Genomic DNA, 21,343 nt, shown 5'->3' on the forward strand with positions numbered 1-21,343 from the left:
GATTTTTGTTCCTTACAAAAATCATTTATAATTGCAATAATGTCAAGTAATTATTGCTTAGTATATATTTCTTTAAATTATTAATATAAAAGCTTTGTGAATACTTATTTAGGTTCGCTTAAATTTTTATAAAAAAATAGATAGGTGAAAAGACACCTATCTATGTGTTTATCTATCTATTTTGCTGGAGTAATAGCAGTTCTTTCACCAGCAGGTTCGAATTCTCTTAATGCACCTTTAGCAAATTGAGCACGTACTTGACTGAAGTCGAAACATAAGTTTTTGTCAGCAAATGCGATTTTTACTAATGGGTTGAAAGCCCAAGCGTCTCCACGAGCGGAGTGAGGTGCTTGTGAGATACCAGCGTATTCACCTTGGTGTCCTACGTTCATTGCGTAGTTAGGGTAGTTAGGTCCTCTCATTTCGAGTGGTAAACCTTCATCGTTTCTGATGGAGAATACGTTAGCTGCACCACATTGATCTTGTAAATCGAAACCGTAGAATCCTAATCTGGAGTGTTGTTCTTTGTGTAAGTACATGGATAAGTACCATGCGCTTAAACCAGTTTGTGCATTACCAGTAGCGAATGCAGTGGAACAACCAGCAGCTGCGGAAATAACGGATGCTCTTTGAGATCCACCGAAGTGAGTTTCGAGTAAAGCTGGGTAAGATTCGTATTGTTCTAATGCGTAGAATGCTACTTCACTACCTACATCAAGAACAGTGTCCATGTTGTTAGGTGCGGAGCATAAGTCTCCGTATTTGTCTTCGACGTAGTCTTTACCGTAGTAGGTGAAGTCGTCTAATACGTTATCGGTGTATGCTGCGGTAGCATATTGGGTAAATCCTACACCACCAGACATGTAAGAACCTAACCAAATTTGGTCGTATAAAGCAGCACCTAAAGCTACTACTTCTAAGGTTGATCTTACAGGGTCATCTGGGTAAGCTCTGGAACCTTGACAGATATCTGCCATGAATCCGAATGGAACTCCACCAAGTTCGTTTTCTGCTCTTGCTCTTCTTACAGGTAAGTAAGTACCCATGTGAACAACTTCTGCGTGTTTGGATGCGTATGCGAAGTCACCAGTAGCTCCTTCACCAGCACATTGGTTGTATGCAGAAATCATTGACATACCAATTTGCATAGCAGACCATCTGGAGGTGTTACCACCGTCACAGACTCTTCCTACGATGGATGGGATTCTTACAGCTTGCCAAATAGCTCCTCCAACTTCAGCTTTTAAAGCTTCAGCTTGGTCTTCAGGGAACTCTTTGTTGATGTCTAATACGAATGCAGAGTCAATTTCGTCTGCTAATTCGTCGTCACCAGTAAATACTTTTACGTATGAGTCAGCTACTACTAATGGGTCAGTTTCTACCATGTGTTCTTGAACTACTGCTGCACCAGGCATAGCGTGGTTTACAGTTTCTAAGTAGTTTGTAATGGTTTCAGGAGTAACTTCAATACCTAATCTTTTTTCGAGAACGTTGTGTGCAGTGTTTAATCCTACAATTACAGTTCTTCTAATATCATCCCAAGCTTGTTGGATAGCTGCGTTGTTGATGTAGTGTAAATCGTCACCTTCAACGAAAGTATCGGTAGTGGATAATTGGTAGGACATTAAAGCTCTTTGACCTAAAGGAGAACCAATGTCTGGGTTGTACATTGGGATTCCTCTTTTTTCTGCAATTTCTTTACCTTCGTTTACGAATGCAGTTTTTCTTTCGGATTGGGTCCAACCACCCATGTTATAGAATTGGGTTGTTTTTTCGGTTGGATCTTCAACGAATTTCTTTTTCATTGCATCTAAGAATTTTTTATCAGCCATGTTAATCTACCATCCTGCTTCTGGATTGAATGCACCAAAGGATCTGGAAACGTGAATTCTTTGACAAACTTCCACAGCTTCTACGTCGTCTTTGTATGCTTCACCATCTATTCTGTAAATAGTGGTTTTTGCTCTTAAAGTTTCTTCGTCTAATGGTTCACCTAAAATTACAGGTTCGTCTAATTCTTTACCAATTTGGTCTTTTACCATTTCGACTTTACCGGTTTCTTTGTTGAATACTTGTCTTCTGAGCATGTCGAACATTAAACCGTTTTCATCTAATCTTAAGGAGTGACCGTGTACACTTCCACCTCTAATACCGGTTCTTGCGGTATCAAAGTATTCGGTTTCTAAGAGGTATTTGGAGATTCTTTCGATGTCTCTTTCTCTTGCTTCAACTACTTGTCTTCCGGATAATGTACCAGTATCGATTCCTCTAAATCTGCATAAGTAAGATCTAGCTCTGATGAAAGGTTGAGCTGGAGCGAAGTACATGGAGTCTACGAATTGGATGTATCTAATTCTGTCTCCTGCTTTTGCACCGTCGATTGGTGCTACTAATTCTCTTACACTGTCATCTGGCTCGTCCATTTCGTCTAATGGTGGGTGAACTGATTTGTATTCTTCACCTGGAGCTTTATGACCTAATATTTTTACTACGTCTTCGTCAGAAATTTCTCTTAACTTTTCTAACTCATATTCAGGGTTAGTGAAGTTTCTTCTGTTTTGAGCAACCTGAGAAGTACCTGGATAAATTTGTACCATAATTATGCATCTCCTAATGCTAATTTAACTTTTCTAATTATTTCATCTAATTTTTCTTGTGAAATTGTTTCACCACGGATAACTCCTGTAACAATATCATCAATAGTACCTTCGGTTTTAATATCTTCATCTGCAGGCATTACTTTGGAAGTTTTTACACCAATTTTAGCAAAATCTTCACAATCTACTGGTGATTCGCATATAATTATACAGTGTTTATTGACATTCCTTAGAATTAATCTTGCTTTGTAAATTAAATGATTTGCAACTCCTCCTAAATGAATCACAATTAGTTTAAAATTACGTAATTGTTCAACTTCTTTATCAGTGAGACCAAATAAGGTACCCCCTGCAGCAGGAGCGTCATGAGGAACACCAGCACCGGCATTTAAAACCATAGTACTTGTTAAAACATTTGCTTCACGTAATCCAAAAGTAATTTCGCAAACCGGCTTGGTAATGTGTCTGCGTCCTGGAGACATTGCTACTGCGCATACATCAGTACCGCATTCAGCGAAAGTGCCTCTTTGAGCAAGGCTTCCACCTTTACCCATACCACTTGCTTCCCTACAATCTACTACGTGAGTACAGCGTCCTATCATATTAATCTAAGTCATCCTTTTTAATAATTTTCACATGGTCATCAAATGATGAATATTGATCTGTCATTCCAATTAATTCATCTGGCAAATCTGAATTTCCATATTTAATCCTATCAGTAACAGTTTTTTCTTTTCTGATATAATTAGACCTATCTTGATTAATATCAAAACCATATGGAATGTAAGTTTCACAGATTTTTTCGATTTCCTTAATTGTTGATTCCATTGTTATTTCGAGGAATATTCTAGCAGTTTTAACTTGTAGAACAACATCCTCACCATTGATATTAATAACCCTACGTTCCCTGTATTTTGGAGGTAAAGTAGCTTCACCTTTTGGGAACCTTGGACCGTGGATAACAGTTCTTCTTACATCTTCTAGAGATTCTAGTTCATTCAACAACTTTTCTGTTGTATCACTTCCAAGAACTCTGTAAGGGAAAATCTCAATATCCATATTCTAACCTTCGAAAATTAGATATATTCAAATTAATTAGATGTCACCTTTAATTTCGTCAGCTGCAATTGCAACAGCGTTAATAGGTTCTCTGAATTCATCAATTTGACTGTATACTTCTTTAATTAAACCAGAAGTTGCTTCTGGTGAAAAGAGTTGTGTTCCTGCATCTAATGCCATAGCAGCAGCTACACAAGGGATACAGAATCCTTTACTGTGTCTAGTTACAACGTGGTTACCGTTGAAGAGACCAGGACCTCCACCACCGTAAATGGAGTGACTGAAGAAGGAGAATCCTACAGCTACACCTTCTGCTCTACCGAAGTCAAGACCAGGTAAACCAGTAGCGAATTCAAGGTTGTCGTTGAAGTATAATAAAGTAGATGGAATACCTTGAGCAGCACGAGCAGCACCTACGTTAACCATAGTAGCAGCTACAGCACCAGCAGCAGCATATGCGTTCCATTTAGCTGCGTCATCAGTGTTGTAAATAGCGAAATCGGTTAATTCTTTTTGAGGAGCAATTACGCCATCAGCTTCAGCACGTGCAATGGTTCCTTGTACAACACTACCAACAGTACCTTCTGCACCGTTTTCTTTTACTAAGTCATATACCATGTTATCAGCGTTTAAACCTTGGTAAGCTAAACCTAATAAGTGTAATCTTTCAAATGAACCTAAAGCATCAGCCATTTCAAACATTGCAGTTTGTTCGAAGATTGCGGATAATGCAGTAGCTTGGAAAGTGTTTTTCAAGGTAGCAGCAGCGAAGTCGTTTGCTTTTACATTTCTTAAACCATAACCTGCACCTTCAAGTTTTTGTGGAATGTCTAACATGGTTGCAATGTTAGATCCTTTGTAGTCTACAGATTGTGGGTATCTACCTAATACTGCAGCTTTTACGAAGTTTGCATCGTAAATATCAACATCACAGATGTCAATAACAGATTGGACTAAAGCTGAAGCAGTTGATAATGGAGCTGCGGAGTATTCAGCACCAACATCGATTCTTTTAGTTGGTACTTGTACTAATAACCTTTTTCCTCCGGAAATAGGTGTTACAACAGTATCATCGTCTTCAGAAACTTGGATAATACCTTTCATTTTGTCTGCGATTGCTTCTGCGTTGTCGACAATAGCGAGATCTAATTCTCTTCCTAAAATTCTGGATTTGTCTCCACCAACAGCACCGGTTTTAACGGATTTTTCGAGTCCTTCTAAGTTTACTGCAACGGTTCTTTTAACACCTTTAACAATTTTTTGAATTGCAGGGTTCCTAAGTGGACTAATAGCTTCGATTGGTACGTCAGATGCAATTTCGTTGCCTCTATCATCGAATAAATCGATTTTATCATCAAACTTTGCCATTTTTTCCCTCCTAAATAAATAGAGTTTAACTAATATACCGCTCTCAATGGTAACTTTTTTACCAAATCGAGCATATAGCTACAAAGCAAATCTTTGCAATAGCCAGCCATATGGTATACAAATTTTATTTTATAAAAGATATAATATAAAGATTACCTATGGAATATTTTAGAAAAGTTTATAAAGTATAATAAAACATTTTTTATTTAAGAAAAATACTGCTAAAAGTAATACTTTTTAAAATTCTTTAAATTGATTTAAAATTAAAAAATTTAATTAAAACAAAATAAATATTGAATTTAAAACATTAATTAAATTTAATTTAAAAAAAATAATTATTAAATACTTTTTTTATGAAATAAAGCAAAATAACAAATTATTACTTTTGAGCTTCAGAGTAATAAATAATACTAAAAGTAATACAAAAATTGATTTTAAAAATTACACTCAATTTATAAATAAAATGAAATAAAAAATAATAAATTATGCAACTTGTAGCAGATGTTGGAGGAATACCTGGTAAAGACTGTAACGGTTTTTGTAAATACTGTTACTTCAGAAAGGTAAAAGAAGTTAAAAGTTTTGGCTGTGCTCATTGTTTACCTAATAAAATAGGCTGTGAAAGATGCAGTAAAGGAATTAGTGAAACACAAAGTGAATTCAAACCACCATTCCAAGTAATGAACGAAGTTCAAACTGCATTAATGATGAATATGAGACCTGGGAAAGTTACAGCCAATATCAGTGGCGGCGGAGACATTAGCTGCTATCCTCATCTTGAAACATTGACTGCAGGTTTAAATCAATATTCAATACCATCAGTATTAGGTTATACCTGTGGAAAAGGCATAACCGATGGAGAAATTGCTTCCAGATTAATAAATAATGGTGTTGAAGAAGTTTCATTTACTATTTTTTCATCAGACCCGAAACTCAGAAAAGAATGGGTGAAAGATCCAAATCCTGAAGAAGCCCTTAAAGCATGCAAAACTTTCTGTGAAAATATTAAACTGACCGGTGCTGCAGTAATCATTCCCGGAGTAAATGATGGGGACGTATTGCGCCAGACCTGCAATACCCTTGAAGAATGGGGTGCAAAAGGAATGTTATTAATGAGATTTGCAAATACATTCAACGAAGGATTGATATTAGGAAATGAACCTATCATTAAAGGAATCGAATCACAGCCGGTTGAAGACTTTGCAGAATTAGTCAAACAGATCAATTCAGAATACAAGTTCAGAGTAAGCGGCACACCATTATGCGACCCCGAAACCGGCGGACCATTTGCAATTGCAAAAGATGAAAATGAGATATTCTTACAGTTTATTAAACCGGTGACAGGTGAAGCAACAATCATAACTTCCAAAATCGCCGCACCATTCATTGCTAAAATATTTGATAAGTTAGAAGTTGATAGCGTCAATGTTGTTGCGGTTGAAAAGGAAATAGCTTGCTTGATTACAAAGGAAGACCTGGAAAAACTTGACTTGAGTGAAATAAAACAAGCCGTAATCATCCCTGGAAGATCATTCGTTCATCAACTGGATGCAGAAAGAATATTAAGTGCAGACGGTCTGGAAAGAATCGTTGGCCGTGGCCCAGACACCTTAACAGTTGATGGGGAACTAAGCATAGACATGACTGATGAAAATGTCATCGAAAGAGAATTAGAAGATTTCAACGATTTGGTGGATGCAATCAATTTCTTCGGAATGCGAATACTTTAAAAAAAAGAAGATTAGTTTGAATCCTCAACAAGAGAACTCTCACTATTGATTTTAACTAAAATATAATCATACATGAATGATTTTTTAATTTCAGCAATTTCTGATAACTTTTTGCCGTCAATAACCACATCAGCGATTACATCGGCGTATTTATCATAATCCAACTTTACACGTACACCATCCAATTGTGAAGTTACCGGTGTTGGAGAAATAACATCCTTAATCTCCCTAACTTGATTTTCAATTGCATTTTTTACAACAATGGAAGGTACTAACGGTGCATCAAGAGTCATTTCATGTTTTCTTTCGTTTAAAATCCTTTCTATAGTTTCAACCAGGTTATCTAAAGCACGTATATCAGGACCTCTCCTAAGCCTCCTTGGGATTCTTCCAAGTCCGCCAACATACGCATCAGCTCCAGGAAGTTCATCAACATCCATATAAGGAGAACCTGTAACAATTACTGGAATATCAATATCATCATATAAGAATGCTTTTTCTTTAATACAGTTTTCAAAACTGCCTAAAGCAAAAACGGCAATATCATGCTCTTCAATTAGGCTTTTTTCTTCTTCAGTGATTCCTGAAGTGCCTTTACCATCACCTCTAGCAAGACCGATCATGTTATCCTTAGCACCATATTCCCTTAAATACTCTGAAATGTCACATGCCGCATGAGGCAAATGGTGTCTTGCAAGTGTTGGGGAAATAATTGCTATTTCAGAACCTGCCATAGGAGCAACGGATATTTTTGCTAAAAGTTCATTAGATTTGGCTTCAACTTTATCCACGTCTTCAATTGGAACTGCCATATTTAGAACTAGTTCCATCTGTTGGATGCTTTCTTGAAGAATAAATCCTCCCAAATCTTCAATTAATTCTTTAATTTCTTCACTTTTGTGAACTCCACCAGTAAATGTTAATGTTTCATACATATTAACAACTCTCAAAAAAATGCAATAGTATAATAAATAAATATATAGTAAAATATTAATTTCTATATTATATTAAATTTTCTAAAATGGAATATCTCACTTCAACTCTTTCAAAAGGATTTTTAGAAATATTCTTATGGGAAGGTATTTCCACCAGATTATCCTGTTCCATGACTTTTTCCTTTAAATAATCCGGATAAATCACATAATCAAAGTTTTCATCAGTTGAATCGAAACCGAAATCCTTAATGATATCCTTTAGAAATTCGGAATATACTTTAACCTTAATATTGCTTTTGAAACTTGAATTCAAATACTTCTTGCAAAGCTCATAATCATTGAAAAATTCAATGATTTCATCATCAGATAGCTCGTTTGAAGCGACTTTGGAAACTTTTTTGATACTTTCAAATATTTGTGAAGGAGTATTGAGCTTTATAGGCAACGAATCCATTTTTACTTTGCTTTCAGATAGCAATATGGCCAAATCACCATCTTCTTCATCAGGATTTTTATTTACGGCATATTCTGTAATGCCTGCCAATTTAACAATCTCTTCACACATAGGGGTTGTGATAATTTTCATAATCATAATTATATATGAACATTCAATATAAATTAATTCATGAAAGTAACATTAAGTTTTGAAAAAAGCAGTAGCTGCGACGTTTCAATAATGGTTGATGCACTTAGAGCAAGCACCACCATAACTATGGCTTTGAATTCATTTGAAAAAATAATACCCTGCTTCAGTCCTGAAGAAGCAATCGAATTAAAAAAAGAATTGGGCGGAGTTATTGCTGGTGAAAGAAATGGTGCAAAAATTGAAGGGTTTGACCTTGGAAACTCCCCTACAGCCCTCAAAGATTATAAAACCGATGAAAATCTTCTCATATTAACCACAAGCAACGGCACTAGAATACTTGAAAATATGGACTCAAAAGTTCTTGTGGGTTCTATGGTAAATGCAAAATCTGTTGCCCTAAAAAGTATAGACCTGGCGAGAGAGCATATTGATGTGGTTATGGCAGGCGTTAAAGGAAGATTTGCAATTGAAGATTTCCTTGCATCCGGAGAAATATTGTACTGGATTACACAATTTATTGATGATTGTGAATTAAGCGAATATGGTGAAGCTGCAATACTGGCAAGCAGCGATTGTGATTTGGCTAAAAAATCATTTATGAATTCCAGAACATCAAAAAAGCTAATGGAACTTGGCTATCAGAAAGATGTTGAATTTTGTTGTATGAAAAATGTTACAGACAACGTCGCCATATATGAAAATAATGAATTAACTTTATATATTTAAATTTCATAAGTATAAGATGAATAAAAATTTACAAGATGTGTTTTTTTAATGAAAAGAGAATGTTTAACAATAATTGGTACTGCCCATGTATCTGAAGAAAGTGTCAATGAAGTAAAAGACGCTATATATGAACAACACCCAGAGGTTGTTGCAATTGAACTTGATCGAGGCCGATATACTAAATTAAAAAAACAGATGATGGGCATTGAAGAAGATGACACAATCTCAGTTACAGATATTATTAAAGAAAATAAAGTAGGATTATTTGTTACAAGCACTCTTCTCGGATATTTTCAATCAAAAATTGGAGCAGATGTTGATGTAGCACCCGGTTCTGAGATGATAGGTGCAATTGAAGCAAGTGAAGATTTAGGAATACCAATTGCATTAATAGACAGAGAAATCAACACAACCTTGCAAAGAGCCTTGAACAAAATGGGCTTTAGGGAAAAAATTAAATTTCTATACGGATTATTAGCTTCAGTCTTTGGATTTGATGATGAAGATGAGGAAATAGACATTGAAGATTTGAAAAATCCGGATAATCTTGATGATTTAATGGAAATGTTTAAAGATGAAGCGCCAAGCGTTCATGAAGTTCTTGTGCACGAAAGAGATGCATATCTTGCAGGAAAAATTATGCAGATTCCTCAAGACCATGTTATTGCAGTAGTTGGTGCGGGACATAAACCTGGAATAGAAAAGTTTTTAGATAATCCCGAAACATTGCCAGATTTGAATGAACTGGAAAAAATTAATGATAAAAAAGGAATTCCATGGCTTAAAATATTCTTAGCACTGATTCCTATATTGTTTATTGCGATATTTTTTCTGGCATATTTTAATGGGATAAATATCACTTGGAACATCTATGAATTTGTCGCAATCAGCGTAGGTATGGGATTTATTGGATCCATTCTTTCAGGTTCAAAAATACAATCCGCAATAGTCGGAGGAGTAACCGCTCCTTTAACAATTATACACCCATTGCTTGCTGCAGGATGGTTTTCTGGCTTAACAGAAGCAAGATATAGGAAAGTAAGACAAAGCGATGTTCAGAATTTAGCCAATATTGAAAGTTTAAGAGATTTATGGGGAAATAACATATTTAGGATATTATTGGTAGTAGTTGGGACTAATCTTGGAGTCAGCATAGCTACTCTAGTAATTTTGCCTTCACAGGTTTTCATACCATTATTCATGAAAATATTTGGAGGATAATAATTAATTTTAAATAATATATTAATAATATTATTATTACTATTAATTTTAAATGGAAAAAATCATGTATTTTATAATTCGTTGCGATTGTGGACGTGCACTCTATGCAAAAGAGGGAGTTGCTACACGTAAATGCGTTTGCGGAAAAACCCTAAAAGTTAAATCAAGACGCATTTTTAAAAAAGTGGCAACAAGAGAAGAAGCATCTGAGGCCGTTCAAGAAATGCAAGATAAGATATATGGAAACACCGGCTTTATGAGAGCCAGTGACTTATAATATTTTTAATGGTTTGTTAAAAATGATTGGAACGATACTTAAGATAATTATAATATTAATTTTAATAATCCTTACAGGTTATTTATCAATGGCGGAACTTGCTGTTGTATCTATAAGGAAAGCAAAAATGCAAAAATACTTAGAAGAAGGAAATAAGAACGCACAAATTGTTTTTGATTTATTAGAAGATCCTAATGAATTTTTATCTACAGTTCAAATTGGAATTTCATTAATCGGTGTTTTAACTGGGGCATTTGGTGGAATAACTTTAGCAGAACCTCTTGCCAAATTAATCTCTTTTATACCATACAGCGATATGATAAGTGTGGCAATAGTCGTTATCGTAACCACCTATTTAACATTAGTGATAGGGGAAATCGTGCCAAAAGTAATTGCATTAAATGATCCTGAAAGAATATCCCTTAAAGTTGCCAAAAGTATGGTTATTCTTTCCAAAATTTCAAAACCTGTTAGTTTTATTCTTGCAAAATCCAGCAGTTTTCTTTTATGGTTAATGAGAATTGAAAATAAGAGTGATGAAGTAGTTACCGAAGAAGAAATTGAATTAATGATTAAAGAAGGAAGAGAAGACGGTACTATTGAAAAAGAAGAAGAAGACATCATCAAAAGAGTTTTCAAACTTGATGACCAGAAAGTTGAAAGCATAATGACCCCGCGTAATGAGATTATTTGGATTGACCTTGATGATGAAAGAGAAGTAAACAAAGTTAAGATTATTGAAAGTAGAAGATCAATTTTTCCAATAGCTAAAGGAGAATTGGATGACTTCATTGGAGTTGTGCAGGCAAAGGATATTCTATCTGCAATGTTTAGTGAAGACGAGTTTGATGTTTACAAAATCGTGAAAGAGCCTTTGGTGGTTTCTGAGCATTTGGAAACACTGGAATTGCTTAAGGAATTTAAGGAAAATCAGGAATATGTGCACATGTCCCTTGTTGTTGATGAATTCGGAAGTGTTGAAGGTTTAATCACCTTAAACGATTTGCTTGAAGGTATTGTCGGAGATATCCCGGGTATTGATGAGGAAGATGAACCTGAAGCCATCCAAAGAGACGATGGAACCTGGTTAATCGATGGAAGATATCCTATTGACAAATTCAAAAAATTATTCGACTTTAAGGATTCCTTGCCTGATGAAGAAGAGGATAACTATACTACTTTAGCAGGATTTATCCTCAGTATCAGCGGAACAATTCCCAATGAAGAGGACAAGTATGAATGTGGAAGATTTATCTTTGAAATCATTGATATTGACGGACACCAAATCGATAAAGTTCTTGTAACCGATTTAGGTCCTGAAGAAGAAATTGTAGAGGAATAATATGGATGCTGGAATCATAATTCAAGTTGTTTTATTACTTGTAGGATTTGTATTTTTAATTAAAGGGTCTGACTTTTTTGTAGACGGCGCCAGCAGTATCGCTTCACTTTTAAAAATACCTACAATAATTGTGGGTTTGACTATTGTGGCATTAGGAACAAGCGCTCCCGAAGCTGCAGTTTCAATTACCTCCTCACTTACCGGAAGCAATGCGATGGCAGTGAGTAACGTTATCGGAAGTAATCTGTTTAACATATTGATGGTTATTGGAATTTCTGCATTAATGGGCGACCTGTTAATGGAAAAAAAAGTTTTAGATAAAGATTTGCCATTTCTTGTAGGAATTACTATATTATGGGCAATATTCATTATTATTGGCTGGGACATAACCAACATTGAAGGAATCATCTTACTCATAATTTTAATTGCATATATTTTCTATTTGGTTCGTGACGCTAGAAAATCCAGTGAGGGAACTACTGTTGAAAAACCGAAATTAACACTTCAAAAAAGTATAATTTTCATTATTGTTGGGCTTGCAGGTATCATTATTGGTGGAGACTTAGTTGTAGACAGTGCTTCAGCTATAGCAATTGCGCTTGGAATGAGTGAAACCTTGGTAGGTTTAACCATTGTGGCAATAGGTACCTCTTTACCAGAACTTGTAACATCAATTACTGCTTTAAAGAAAGGAGAAAATCAGTTAGTAATAGGTAATGTTATTGGATCAAACATCTTTAACATATTGTTTGTATTAGGTGCAAGTAGTGCCATAAGTGCAATACCTCTTGATTCAAGTTTGCTAATAGATGTTATCTTCATGCTGTTCGTTACAGTATTATGTTTCATATTTGGTAAAACACAAGAAAAATATGATAAAAGAGAAGGATTTATATTAGTTGCATTATTTTTCGTTTATATGGCCTTCGCAATTTTGAGAAATTAATTCTTTCAGTTCACAAGCCTTGCAAATGTTGGATGAAGTCGGCTCACCGCACACTTCACATTCATTAAGGTTTGTGGATATATCATTTTCAAATGTCAAGATTTTTTGGAATGATTCCATCACATTATTTTTTACACCAGGATATTTATCTTCACTAACATTAAGAAATTCCTTGATTTTAGCTCTTAGTGACAAATGAGAATAGGGACATTCATCTAAATGAATATCAATATCATTGATTACAGCCCACATTCCAACTTCCTTTTCTGGAGTATTCCATAAAGGCTTAATCCTTGGAACAAGCTTAGGATGAATTACATCCAATTCTGGACCAAATTTGGAGAACTTTATGGTGTCTCCTCTAGCAAAACTCATTAAAAAAGATTGTATTTCATCATCCAGATTATGGCCAGTTGCTATTTTTGCAGCACCCAATTCATATGCGGTCTTATTTAGGATATTCCTTCTAAAAACACCACATGGAATACATGCACTTTTAAAATCCTGATAAATATCATCTAAGGCAAAGCCTTCTTCGACTTTAAAAGATTTCAGAACAAGTTCAACATTTAAATCCTTGGCATTGTTAATAGCTGAATCAACACCGTGCTGTCTATAACCTGCAATTCCTTCATCAACGCTGATAGCCACCAAATCAAAATCAAGATAATCCTGATAATTTTTTAATGCGTGAAGTGTCAAAACACTATCCTTTCCACCGGATAGCGCTACAGCTATTAGTTCCCCTTCCCTAATTAATTCATAATCGCGAATTAAATTATTTATTCTTGTAAAAATCTTTTCATTGAATTCATCTTTATCTAATTTGACCATTACTAAAATAATTTATAAAAGGATAAATAAATAATTTTACAAGGTGAAACAATGATTACATGTGATTTTGCAATATTGCCTGTTGGAACAGAAACTACCGAATGTAAAGATTATGTAACAGCAGCCGTCCAGTCAATTAAAGATTCTGGACTCAACTACCAATTAACAGGAATGGGAACACAAATAGAAGCGGATAATCTAGAAGAGCTATACAAAGCAATAGCTGAAGCTCAAGAAGCTATTTTTAAACTTGGCATTGGAAGAGTCTACACTGTTATAAAAGTAGATGACAGAAGAGACTTGGAAAACAGAACCCTTGATGCCAAAGTCGATACAGTAAATGAAATGTTAAAATAATAATAAAAAAAGTGAAAATTTAATTTAATTCATCAGAAGCCTTTTTAACAGCTCCGATGACTAAATCCAAATCTTCTTTTGTTAATGACGGGTGAACTGGAAGGGAAATTACATTGTCTGCGGCGATTTCCGCATTAGGACAGTTTCCAGAGACGCCCAATGCTTTATAAATCGGTTGATTGTACAATGGAATTGGATAATGGATACCGGTTCCTACACCACATTCATTAATGATATCTACCCAATCATCCCTATTTCCTTTTTCAATCCTAATTGTGTACTGGTGATATACATGTTTTGAGTCATATGCACAATAAGGAGTTATAACGCCGTCAACATCTTTCAATCCTTCATTCAAATACGCTGCATTTTCAATTCTTTTATCATTGAATTCATCAATTTTTTCTAATTGGGCAAGACCTATCGCAGCGGAAATATCTGTCATCCTAAAGTTATATCCAACTTCGTCGTGGTGATATCTCACGCTTGCCCCATGTGCCCTAAATATTTTTGCATTTTCAGCAAGATCTTCATCGTCAGTGGTGATTATTCCTCCTTCAGAGGTTGTCATGTTTTTAGTAGGATAAAAACTGAAACAGGACATGTCCCCTAAGCTACCTACTTTTCCCCCATTGCAAGTTGCACCATGAGCCTGTGCTGCATCTTCAATTACAATTAACCCATATTTTTCAGCGATTTCATTTATTTTGTCCATATTTGCAGATTGTCCATATAGTTGAACAGGTAAAATAGCCTTGGTATTTTCGGTTATTAATGGCTCGATTGAATCAGGATTCATGGTATATGTTTTCAAATCAATGTCTGCAAATACAGGTTTAGCACCAGTGTATAAAATTGAGTTTCCACTTGCAATAAAAGTAAATGGGGTTGTGATTACCTCATCTCCTTCGCCAATACCGCAGGAAAGTAAAGCAACATGCAATGCAGCTGTTCCGGAATTTACAGCAATACCATATTTTGCTCCAACCCATTCAGCGAATTTCTTTTCGAACTCTTCGACTTTAGGGCCTTGAGCAATCATTCCAGATTTTAAAACTTCAACTACATTTTCTATTTCTTTATCTCCAATTATGGGTTTTGCAATAGGAACTTTAATATTTGACACAATAATCACCAATTTTATAAAATTAGATTAAATTTCTATACTAATATTTAAATCTAATAATATTTAAAACATTACTTAATCAAGAAAACAAAAGAGTGAGAACTGATGGACGAATATAAAATTAAATGCATTGAAGAAGGATTGACAAAAATAGAATTTCCGGAATTTGATAAAATTTCATCTGATGCACCCGTTTTTTATAACCCTCACATGGAACTTAACAGAGACCTATCAATATTAGCGATTCAAGTATTTCAAAAGGAACAAGAAAGAGAGATTGACATATGCGACCTGTTTGGAGGCAGCGGCATTAGAGGCATTCGTTATAAGAACGAAATTGATGGAGTTAATGAAGTTTCAATTAACGATATAAGCGATGTGGCCAACCATTACGAAAGGCACAACATTGAATTGAATAATTTGGATGACGTTAATGTTTATCAGCATGATGCCAGCATGTTCTTAAGAATGAAACGCGGAAAATTCGATGTGATTGATATTGATCCGTTTGGAACACCTTCTCCATTTTTAGACTCTGCAGGATATTGTGCCCGTAGAGATTCCCTTTTATGCGTTACTGCAACCGATACATCTGCACTATGCGGAACATACCAGGAGCCTTGTATACGCAAGTATAACTCCAAACCATACAAAAGCGAATATTGTCATGAGACAGGCATTAGGATATTGGCCGGTTTTGTAGCACTCACTCTTGCCAAATATCAAAAATATATTGAAATAAAAATGTCTCATAGTACTGAACATTATATGAGATTATACATTGAAGTCAACAAAGGCTCTAAAAAAACTGATGAAACATTGAACAATATAGGATATATTAGCCACTGCAAACATTGTCTGCACAGGCAATTAAGTTATGGATTGGCCAGCCCTATTGAAGATACCTGTCCAATTTGTGGTGAAAGATTAACTCAGGCAGGCCCATTATGGTTAGGACCAATACAAAATAAGGAATTCATTGAAAAAATGATAAGGGAATCCGAAAATAAAAAAATCAACAGTGAAAAGCAAGCCTTGAAATTATTAAATAGCTGCCTTATAGAGTCCGAAGCACCTGCAACATTTTATGATGTTCACACAATTTGCAAATCATTGAAAATCAGCGCTCCGAAATTGGAATTAGTTTTCACCGAATTAAAAAATCAGGGTTTTACAGCAGTGAAAACACATTACAACCCACTTGGAATTAAAAGTGATGCCACAATCGAAGATGTTAAAAAAATTTTGATTAAGTTATCAAAATTACATTCCAATTAAAAAATAAGTATTAATTTTATTAAGATTATTCTAAAAAAAATTTAATAAAATAATCCCTAAACAGTAAATATTTAAAAAGAGTCGCTAAAATATAAAAAAAATTTCAAAAACTTTTAAATATTATAACAAATATTAAATATAAATATAAACATTTATATTTCAATCAATTAAAAAATAAATATTGTTTAAAGGGAGTTATTATATGGTAAAAACTAAAGATAATGTTATAAAATTAGACGATACAGACATCAACATTCTTAAAATAATCAATGAAGATGTTAGAACTTCTTATAGGCAAATATCCCGTAGTTTAGATGTTTCTGTAGGAACTGTTCATAACCGTATCGATAAAATGGTAAAATCCGGAGTTATTAAGAAATTTTCACCGGTTATTGACCATGAAAAGTTAGGTTTTGTCTTAACCACCATCATTGGTGTAAGAGTAAAAGGTGGAAAACTCAAAAATTGGGAAGAAAAAACATTCTTTAACAAAAATGTTGTAGGAATTTATGATGTTACTGGAGAATATGACGCATTTTTAATCGCTAAATTCAGAAACACCAACGAATTAAATGCATTTATTAAAGAATTATTAAAAGACCCAATTATAGAAAGGACCTATACCCAAACTGTTTTAGATGTTATTAAAGAAGACATGGGATCTTCAAACATTTTATAAATTTTTTAAAAAAGTGGTTTATAAATTAAACTGCTTTTAATTAATTTTTATTTTGACCAATATTTTTTTTAAAAATACAATTATTTTCAATATTATGTAAAATATATATTACAAAGTAATACAAATTCCACTGCTTATCATAAAAAACCATTTAAATATATAAATGAAAAGCAACTAAAATATATATATTTAACTAATTATCAGAGGTTATTAAATTGGCAGTTTGCTTACCCGATACTCAAGACGACACTCCAAGCATACCTATAAAACTAACCAGAGTAGGTGTAACCGGAGTAAAAAAATTATTACAATTAGAAAGAACACATAAAAGACCAATAATTTTATTACCTACATTTGATGCATTCGTAGATTTACCGAATGATCAAAAAGGTGTCCACATGTCTAGGAACCCGGAAGCAATAAGTGAAGTTCTCGAAACTGTTGCTGAAGATTCCACAGTGGATGTTGAATCATTGTGTGCACAAATTGTTGACAAAATGATGACCAAACATGAATATGCAAAACGTGTCGAAATATCAATGACAACAGATTTCATGTTCATGAGAGAGTCACCTGTGACTAAAAACAAAACCCAAGAAATGGCAAAACTGAAAGCCAAAGCTGTGGGATTCAGAGATGACAACGGTAACGTTGAAATTAGAAAAAGTATTGGTGCTGAAGTTATTGGAATGACTGTTTGCCCATGCGCACAGGAATCCGTAAGAGAATCCGATAAAATTAAATTATTAGAATTCTTAGATGAGGAAACCACTCAAAAAGTATTAGACACAGTTACTTTTGCTTCACACAACCAAAGAGGAGTTGGAACCTTATTAATTGAAGTTCCTGAAGATAAAGTCATTAAAGCTGAAGATTTAATTGAAATTATCGAAAGTTCCATGAGTTCACCAGTCTGTGAATTACTTAAAAGACCTGATGAAAATGCAACCGTGATGAATGCTCACAGGAGCCCTGTTTTTGTTGAAGATTGTGTCAGAAATATGATGGAAAAGATTGCTAACAAATATTCTGATTTCCCTGATGACACTTTAATTACTGCTCGTCAAGAAAATCAAGAAAGTATCCATAGACACAACGCTTTTGCAGAAAAAGTAACAACATTTGGTGAATTGAAAGAAGAATTGGACATTCAATAGGAATTGATTTAATGAAACAGACTTATGAAATTGCAGGACAGGTAATGGGATTTTTTGACTCATTCAAAGGATCAAGACCTGCAATAAATAATGATAAAATACTGATTGTAAGAGGCAGATCCAGAAAGGTTATCCCTTTAGATGAATTCGAATCCAAATTAACTGAAATTGGGGAAATTCTAGGAGGAACCGAAATAGAACCAAATTCAGAAAAAATGGGAGAAATCCTAAAATCTGGAGATAAACACATCAAAGAAAGTGAAAGAAGTACAACTTCTGTTGATGAACAGGGATTCATTAGAATGAAGGAAGAATTAGAATCAATGGGACTTGTAGTTGGATACAAAGTATTCGAATTACCTTCTTATGATGCTGTTATCGCTATTTGGGAAGATAAAAATGAGATACCTCCACTTTATGTAGAGGTTACTGTCTCAAAACGTGAAGGCTAAATAATGCACTCAAATTTAAATAAAGAAGATATTCTCCAAATATTAAATGCAACTGACAGAGACATAATTAATTATATGGCAGAAACTGCAAAATATAGGGAGAATAATCTTATTACTTATTCTAAAAATATTTTTATACCATTGACTGAAATCTGCAGAAATGATTGTGGCTATTGTAATTTCAAAAAAGACCCGAATGATCCAAAAGCCATAATTCTTAAAACCAAAGAAGAGATATTGGAAAGCTTGAAAGAAGCTGAAGAATACGGATGCAAAGAAGCTCTTTTTACATTTGGTGAAGATGCAGATGAAGAGGAAATAGTCCAGTTAAAATTAAAGGAATACGGTTATGACAAAATGATTGATTACATCATTGATGTATGCCAAATGACTTTAAATGAAACAAAACTGCTCCCCCATACAAATGGAGGAAATTTCAGTTTTGAAGATTTGAAAAGACTAAAAGAAGTGAATGCATCATTGGGATTGATGCTTGAAAATTCATCTGACCGTTTAATGGAATTGCCGGCACATGCAAAAAGTCCCGGTAAAGACCCTAAATTAAGGTTGGAAACAATATCCAATGCAGGAAAGCTTAAAATCCCTTACACTACAGGCATTTTAATAGGGATTGGCGAAACAAAAGAAGAAATTGCCGAATCACTGCTGGCCATTAAGGAACTTTATGACGAATATGGTCATATACAAGAGGTGATTATCCAAAATTTCACACCAATACCTGGAATTGAAATGGAAGACTGGCCGGAACCTACTTTTCTGGATATGGTTAGAACAGTCATTGCAGGAACTCTCTTATTTAAAGATACTGATGTCAGCATTCAAGTTCCACCTAACCTGAACAATGAAACTGCACAGATATTCTTATTATGCGGAGCAGATGACTGGGGAGGAGTCTCACCCGTAAGTCCTGATTTTGTAAACATTACATCCCCATGGCCGGGAATCGATGAACTTAGAAAATTGACTGAAGATGCAGGATTTGAACTAACTGAAAGACTGTGCGTTTATGAAAAATACATGAACGAGGAATGGTTAAATGAATGCCTCCTAAATAAAATAGCTAATATATCCTAACATCCAACACGACATGCTCTACTCCAGGAGAATATTTCTTAATTTTATTTAGCTTTAGTAGCTCAACATCCCTATCCCCTGCCTGAGAGACTATTCTTTCAATAGGTCTTGTATCCATCAACTTTTCAGGGACTGTTTCATGATAGTGTAAAACACCGCCTTCGTTTAAACTGTCAATTGCGACCTTCAGATAATGATGAGTGGTTTTGACATAACCCATTACAATACGGTCCGCCTTATATTTTGGTGTTTCTGCTTTACAATCGCCCAATATTGGAGTGACATTATCCAAATTATTCAGTTTGATATTTTCACATAGATAATGATATGAGTTCGGATTAATTTCAATGGCAAAAATCTCCTTTGCATTAGAGTGAACGCCTATTGGAATTGTAAAATAACCAATTCCTGCAAACATATCAATGACAGTTTCATCATCCTCAACTAACTTAGCTATCCGCAACCTTTCATTGTTATTCCCTTTAGACCACATCACTTTTGACAAATCTAGTTTAAACAAGCAGCCATTTTCCTTATTTATTGTTTCAGTCTCATTTCCAAAAAGAATTTTATAAATTGGTTCCCTTTTGGTTCCTTGGATATGGTTAATTTTCATGATGGTTTTTACATTATGCCTTTCGGATAAGCTTTCAAAATCATCGTTTGAATAACTATTGTCTAAAATTAGAATGTCGCCAATCTTTTTGTATTTCATCTATTCACCTTTTGAAAGAAAACTTTATATATTCAAATAGCTAATATTAATATTGTTAGTTTATACTAATTATTGATTCTGATTTTAAATAAAATTAATTTAACTAAATTAATTTATATTTTGTTATATTAACCTATGAGTAGTTGAAATAAGATATTTTAAATACTTATATGAGGTGTATTTAAATGGATGATAAAATACTAGAAGGTACAACAACCGTCGGAATTACTTGTAAAGATGGAGTTGTATTTGCAAGCGAAAGAAGAGCTAGTATGGGAAACTTAGTAGCTCACAAAGTAGCAGAAAAAATATTTAAAATTGACGATCACATTGTAACAACCATTGCTGGTTCTGTTGGTGATGCTCAAAGTTTAATGAAAGTCATTGAAGCTGAAGTATCATTATATCAAATGAGAAACAACGATTCAATTAGTGTTAAAGCTGCAGCATCCTTAACTGCAAACATTTTACGCTCAGGACCAATGTATGTTCAAACATTACTTGGTGGAATGGATGGGGACAAACCATCATTATACTCATTAGACCCAGCAGGCGGTATGATTGAAGACACTTACATCTCAACTGGATCCGGATCCATCGTAGCTTACGGAGTTCTTGAAGACAGATTCAGAGATGATTTGACAACTGATGAAGGAATTGAAATAGCCATAAGAGCTATCAGAGCTGCCGCTGAACGTGACACCTATTCTGGAAACGGATATTTAGTCGCTAAAGTAGATAAAGACGGCTTTGAAATGTTAGGTAATGAAAAAATTAAAGAAATTTTAGATAAGTTATAGGCAGACTAATTTTTCATAACTAACTATTTTTTTATATAAATGGTGTACTAGTTTGTGAAATTT

23 protein-coding genes are annotated in these 21,343 nt (G+C 34.3%); 13 read left to right on the forward strand and 10 right to left on the reverse strand.

Annotated elements, in window-relative coordinates; all coding sequences use genetic code 11:
* Positions 1–176: 176 nt before the first annotated feature.
* From mcrA to mcrB, 5 genes are read right to left on the reverse strand one after another with little or no spacing between them, the layout of a single operon-like run.
* Positions 177–1,832 (reverse strand): coenzyme-B sulfoethylthiotransferase subunit alpha, encoded by a 1,656-nt coding sequence (gene mcrA / locus TL18_RS09300; RefSeq protein WP_067044659.1) that lies wholly within the window; start codon positions 1,830–1,832, stop codon positions 177–179.
* A 6-nt stretch (positions 1,833–1,838) separates the two neighbouring features.
* Entirely contained in the window at positions 1,839–2,597 is a 759-nt protein-coding gene (gene mcrG / locus TL18_RS09305) for a coenzyme-B sulfoethylthiotransferase subunit gamma (protein ID WP_067044661.1), read from the reverse strand.
* Positions 2,598–2,599: 2 nt separating this feature from the next.
* The gene (mcrC, locus tag TL18_RS09310; protein WP_067044664.1) at positions 2,600–3,199 is read right to left on the reverse strand and encodes a methyl-coenzyme M reductase I operon protein C; all 600 of its coding nucleotides are present in this window, start codon (positions 3,197–3,199) and stop codon (positions 2,600–2,602) included.
* A 1-nt stretch (position 3,200) separates the two neighbouring features.
* Positions 3,201–3,656: a methyl-coenzyme M reductase operon protein D gene (mcrD, locus tag TL18_RS09315; protein WP_067044667.1), complete on the reverse strand. Its 456-nt coding sequence runs from the start codon at positions 3,654–3,656 to the stop codon at positions 3,201–3,203.
* Positions 3,657–3,692: 36 nt separating this feature from the next.
* Positions 3,693–5,024: a coenzyme-B sulfoethylthiotransferase subunit beta gene (gene mcrB, locus TL18_RS09320; protein ID WP_067044669.1), complete on the reverse strand. Its 1,332-nt coding sequence runs from the start codon at positions 5,022–5,024 to the stop codon at positions 3,693–3,695.
* A gap of 485 nt (positions 5,025–5,509) precedes the next feature.
* On the opposite strand from mcrB, the gene mmp10 reads away from it, so the two are divergent.
* A complete protein-coding gene (mmp10, locus tag TL18_RS09325) occupies positions 5,510–6,754 on the forward strand; it encodes a methyl coenzyme M reductase-arginine methyltransferase Mmp10 (RefSeq protein ID WP_067044672.1) in 1,245 nt (414 codons plus the stop codon).
* A gap of 11 nt (positions 6,755–6,765) precedes the next feature.
* Here mmp10 and TL18_RS09330 read toward each other — a convergent pair whose 3' ends face one another.
* Both TL18_RS09330 and TL18_RS09335 read right to left on the reverse strand, forming a co-directional pair.
* Positions 6,766–7,689 carry a methanogenesis marker 7 protein gene (locus TL18_RS09330; protein WP_067044675.1) on the reverse strand — a complete coding sequence of 308 codons (924 nt, stop codon included), beginning with the start codon at positions 7,687–7,689 and terminating at the stop codon, positions 6,766–6,768.
* 67 nt (positions 7,690–7,756) lie between these two features.
* Positions 7,757–8,275 (reverse strand): hypothetical protein, encoded by a 519-nt coding sequence (locus tag TL18_RS09335; protein ID WP_067044679.1) that lies wholly within the window; start codon positions 8,273–8,275, stop codon positions 7,757–7,759.
* Between the two features lie 39 nt (positions 8,276–8,314).
* Here TL18_RS09335 and comB point away from each other — a divergent pair, with 39 nt between their 5' ends.
* The 5 genes from comB to TL18_RS09360 all read left to right on the forward strand — a co-directional run bounded on the left by comB (position 8,315) and on the right by TL18_RS09360 (position 12,787).
* Positions 8,315–9,001: a 2-phosphosulfolactate phosphatase gene (comB, locus tag TL18_RS09340; protein ID WP_067044683.1), complete on the forward strand. Its 687-nt coding sequence runs from the start codon at positions 8,315–8,317 to the stop codon at positions 8,999–9,001.
* Between the two features lie 48 nt (positions 9,002–9,049).
* Complete coding sequence (locus TL18_RS09345) at positions 9,050–10,222, forward strand: TraB/GumN family protein (protein WP_067044686.1); 1,173 nt, start codon at positions 9,050–9,052, stop codon at positions 10,220–10,222.
* Between the two features lie 64 nt (positions 10,223–10,286).
* Positions 10,287–10,499, forward strand: a complete 213-nt coding sequence (locus tag TL18_RS09350; protein WP_067044689.1) for a DUF1922 domain-containing protein — start codon at positions 10,287–10,289, stop codon at positions 10,497–10,499.
* Positions 10,500–10,521: 22 nt separating this feature from the next.
* On the forward strand, positions 10,522–11,841 hold the full coding sequence (locus tag TL18_RS09355; RefSeq protein ID WP_067045512.1) for a hemolysin family protein: 1,320 nt from the start codon (positions 10,522–10,524) through the stop codon (positions 11,839–11,841).
* Position 11,842: 1 nt separating this feature from the next.
* Positions 11,843–12,787: a calcium/sodium antiporter gene (locus tag TL18_RS09360; protein WP_067044692.1), complete on the forward strand. Its 945-nt coding sequence runs from the start codon at positions 11,843–11,845 to the stop codon at positions 12,785–12,787.
* Here TL18_RS09360 and TL18_RS09365 read toward each other — a convergent pair.
* A complete protein-coding gene (locus TL18_RS09365; protein WP_067044695.1) occupies positions 12,746–13,621 on the reverse strand; it encodes a TIGR00269 family protein in 876 nt (291 codons plus the stop codon). The genes TL18_RS09360 and TL18_RS09365 overlap by 42 nt on opposite strands.
* Positions 13,622–13,672: 51 nt before the next feature.
* On the opposite strand from TL18_RS09365, the gene TL18_RS09370 reads away from it, so the two are divergent.
* Positions 13,673–13,978, forward strand: a complete 306-nt coding sequence (locus TL18_RS09370) for an MTH1187 family thiamine-binding protein (RefSeq protein ID WP_067044698.1) — start codon at positions 13,673–13,675, stop codon at positions 13,976–13,978.
* Between the two features lie 19 nt (positions 13,979–13,997).
* Here the strand turns inward: TL18_RS09370 and TL18_RS09375 are convergent, their stop codons facing one another.
* Positions 13,998–15,104: a DegT/DnrJ/EryC1/StrS aminotransferase family protein gene (locus TL18_RS09375; RefSeq protein ID WP_067044700.1), complete on the reverse strand. Its 1,107-nt coding sequence runs from the start codon at positions 15,102–15,104 to the stop codon at positions 13,998–14,000.
* A 105-nt stretch (positions 15,105–15,209) separates the two neighbouring features.
* Between TL18_RS09375 and TL18_RS09380 the strand changes: the two genes are divergently transcribed.
* From TL18_RS09380 to cofG, 5 genes are all read left to right on the forward strand, one after another.
* On the forward strand, positions 15,210–16,382 hold the full coding sequence (locus TL18_RS09380; protein ID WP_067044703.1) for a tRNA (guanine(10)-N(2))-dimethyltransferase: 1,173 nt from the start codon (positions 15,210–15,212) through the stop codon (positions 16,380–16,382).
* 202 nt (positions 16,383–16,584) lie between these two features.
* Complete coding sequence (locus TL18_RS09385; protein ID WP_067044706.1) at positions 16,585–17,061, forward strand: Lrp/AsnC family transcriptional regulator; 477 nt, start codon at positions 16,585–16,587, stop codon at positions 17,059–17,061.
* A gap of 215 nt (positions 17,062–17,276) precedes the next feature.
* A complete protein-coding gene (mptA, locus tag TL18_RS09390; protein ID WP_067044709.1) occupies positions 17,277–18,218 on the forward strand; it encodes a GTP cyclohydrolase MptA in 942 nt (313 codons plus the stop codon).
* 11 nt (positions 18,219–18,229) lie between these two features.
* Positions 18,230–18,670 carry a DUF2120 family protein gene (locus TL18_RS09395; protein ID WP_067044714.1) on the forward strand — a complete coding sequence of 147 codons (441 nt, stop codon included), beginning with the start codon at positions 18,230–18,232 and terminating at the stop codon, positions 18,668–18,670.
* A 3-nt stretch (positions 18,671–18,673) separates the two neighbouring features.
* Positions 18,674–19,765: a 7,8-didemethyl-8-hydroxy-5-deazariboflavin synthase subunit CofG gene (cofG, locus tag TL18_RS09400; RefSeq protein ID WP_067044717.1), complete on the forward strand. Its 1,092-nt coding sequence runs from the start codon at positions 18,674–18,676 to the stop codon at positions 19,763–19,765.
* Here cofG and TL18_RS09405 read toward each other — a convergent pair.
* The gene (locus tag TL18_RS09405; RefSeq protein WP_067044720.1) at positions 19,752–20,480 is read right to left on the reverse strand and encodes a class I SAM-dependent methyltransferase family protein; all 729 of its coding nucleotides are present in this window, start codon (positions 20,478–20,480) and stop codon (positions 19,752–19,754) included. The genes cofG and TL18_RS09405 overlap by 14 nt on opposite strands.
* Positions 20,481–20,665: 185 nt before the next feature.
* Here TL18_RS09405 and psmB point away from each other — a divergent pair, with 185 nt between their 5' ends.
* A complete protein-coding gene (gene psmB / locus TL18_RS09410; protein ID WP_067044723.1) occupies positions 20,666–21,280 on the forward strand; it encodes an archaeal proteasome endopeptidase complex subunit beta in 615 nt (204 codons plus the stop codon).
* Positions 21,281–21,343: the final 63 nt, after the last annotated feature.

Origin of the sequence: Methanobrevibacter sp. YE315, assembly GCF_001548675.1 — an archaeon.
Taxonomy (GTDB): domain Archaea; phylum Methanobacteriota; class Methanobacteria; order Methanobacteriales; family Methanobacteriaceae; genus Methanocatella.

Coding starts and splice junctions, on each gene's coding strand:
- TL18_RS09370 (WP_067044698.1), top strand. CDS start 13,673: ATGATTACATGTGATTTTGCAATATTGCCTGTTGGAACAGAAACTACC.
- mmp10 (WP_067044672.1), top strand. CDS start 5,510: ATGCAACTTGTAGCAGATGTTGGAGGAATACCTGGTAAAGACTGTAAC.
- TL18_RS09335 (WP_067044679.1), bottom strand. CDS start 8,275: ATGAAAATTATCACAACCCCTATGTGTGAAGAGATTGTTAAATTGGCA.
- TL18_RS09355 (WP_067045512.1), top strand. CDS start 10,522: ATGATTGGAACGATACTTAAGATAATTATAATATTAATTTTAATAATC.
- TL18_RS09405 (WP_067044720.1), bottom strand. CDS start 20,480: ATGAAATACAAAAAGATTGGCGACATTCTAATTTTAGACAATAGTTAT.
- TL18_RS09365 (WP_067044695.1), bottom strand. CDS start 13,621: ATGGTCAAATTAGATAAAGATGAATTCAATGAAAAGATTTTTACAAGA.
- TL18_RS09360 (WP_067044692.1), top strand. CDS start 11,843: ATGGATGCTGGAATCATAATTCAAGTTGTTTTATTACTTGTAGGATTT.
- mcrA (WP_067044659.1), bottom strand. CDS start 1,832: ATGGCTGATAAAAAATTCTTAGATGCAATGAAAAAGAAATTCGTTGAA.
- TL18_RS09395 (WP_067044714.1), top strand. CDS start 18,230: ATGAAACAGACTTATGAAATTGCAGGACAGGTAATGGGATTTTTTGAC.
- mcrC (WP_067044664.1), bottom strand. CDS start 3,199: ATGATAGGACGCTGTACTCACGTAGTAGATTGTAGGGAAGCAAGTGGT.
- TL18_RS09380 (WP_067044703.1), top strand. CDS start 15,210: ATGGACGAATATAAAATTAAATGCATTGAAGAAGGATTGACAAAAATA.
- psmB (WP_067044723.1), top strand. CDS start 20,666: ATGGATGATAAAATACTAGAAGGTACAACAACCGTCGGAATTACTTGT.
- mcrD (WP_067044667.1), bottom strand. CDS start 3,656: ATGGATATTGAGATTTTCCCTTACAGAGTTCTTGGAAGTGATACAACA.
- cofG (WP_067044717.1), top strand. CDS start 18,674: ATGCACTCAAATTTAAATAAAGAAGATATTCTCCAAATATTAAATGCA.
- TL18_RS09345 (WP_067044686.1), top strand. CDS start 9,050: ATGAAAAGAGAATGTTTAACAATAATTGGTACTGCCCATGTATCTGAA.
- comB (WP_067044683.1), top strand. CDS start 8,315: ATGAAAGTAACATTAAGTTTTGAAAAAAGCAGTAGCTGCGACGTTTCA.
- TL18_RS09350 (WP_067044689.1), top strand. CDS start 10,287: ATGTATTTTATAATTCGTTGCGATTGTGGACGTGCACTCTATGCAAAA.
- TL18_RS09385 (WP_067044706.1), top strand. CDS start 16,585: ATGGTAAAAACTAAAGATAATGTTATAAAATTAGACGATACAGACATC.
- mcrG (WP_067044661.1), bottom strand. CDS start 2,597: ATGGTACAAATTTATCCAGGTACTTCTCAGGTTGCTCAAAACAGAAGA.
- TL18_RS09330 (WP_067044675.1), bottom strand. CDS start 7,689: ATGTATGAAACATTAACATTTACTGGTGGAGTTCACAAAAGTGAAGAA.
- mcrB (WP_067044669.1), bottom strand. CDS start 5,024: ATGGCAAAGTTTGATGATAAAATCGATTTATTCGATGATAGAGGCAAC.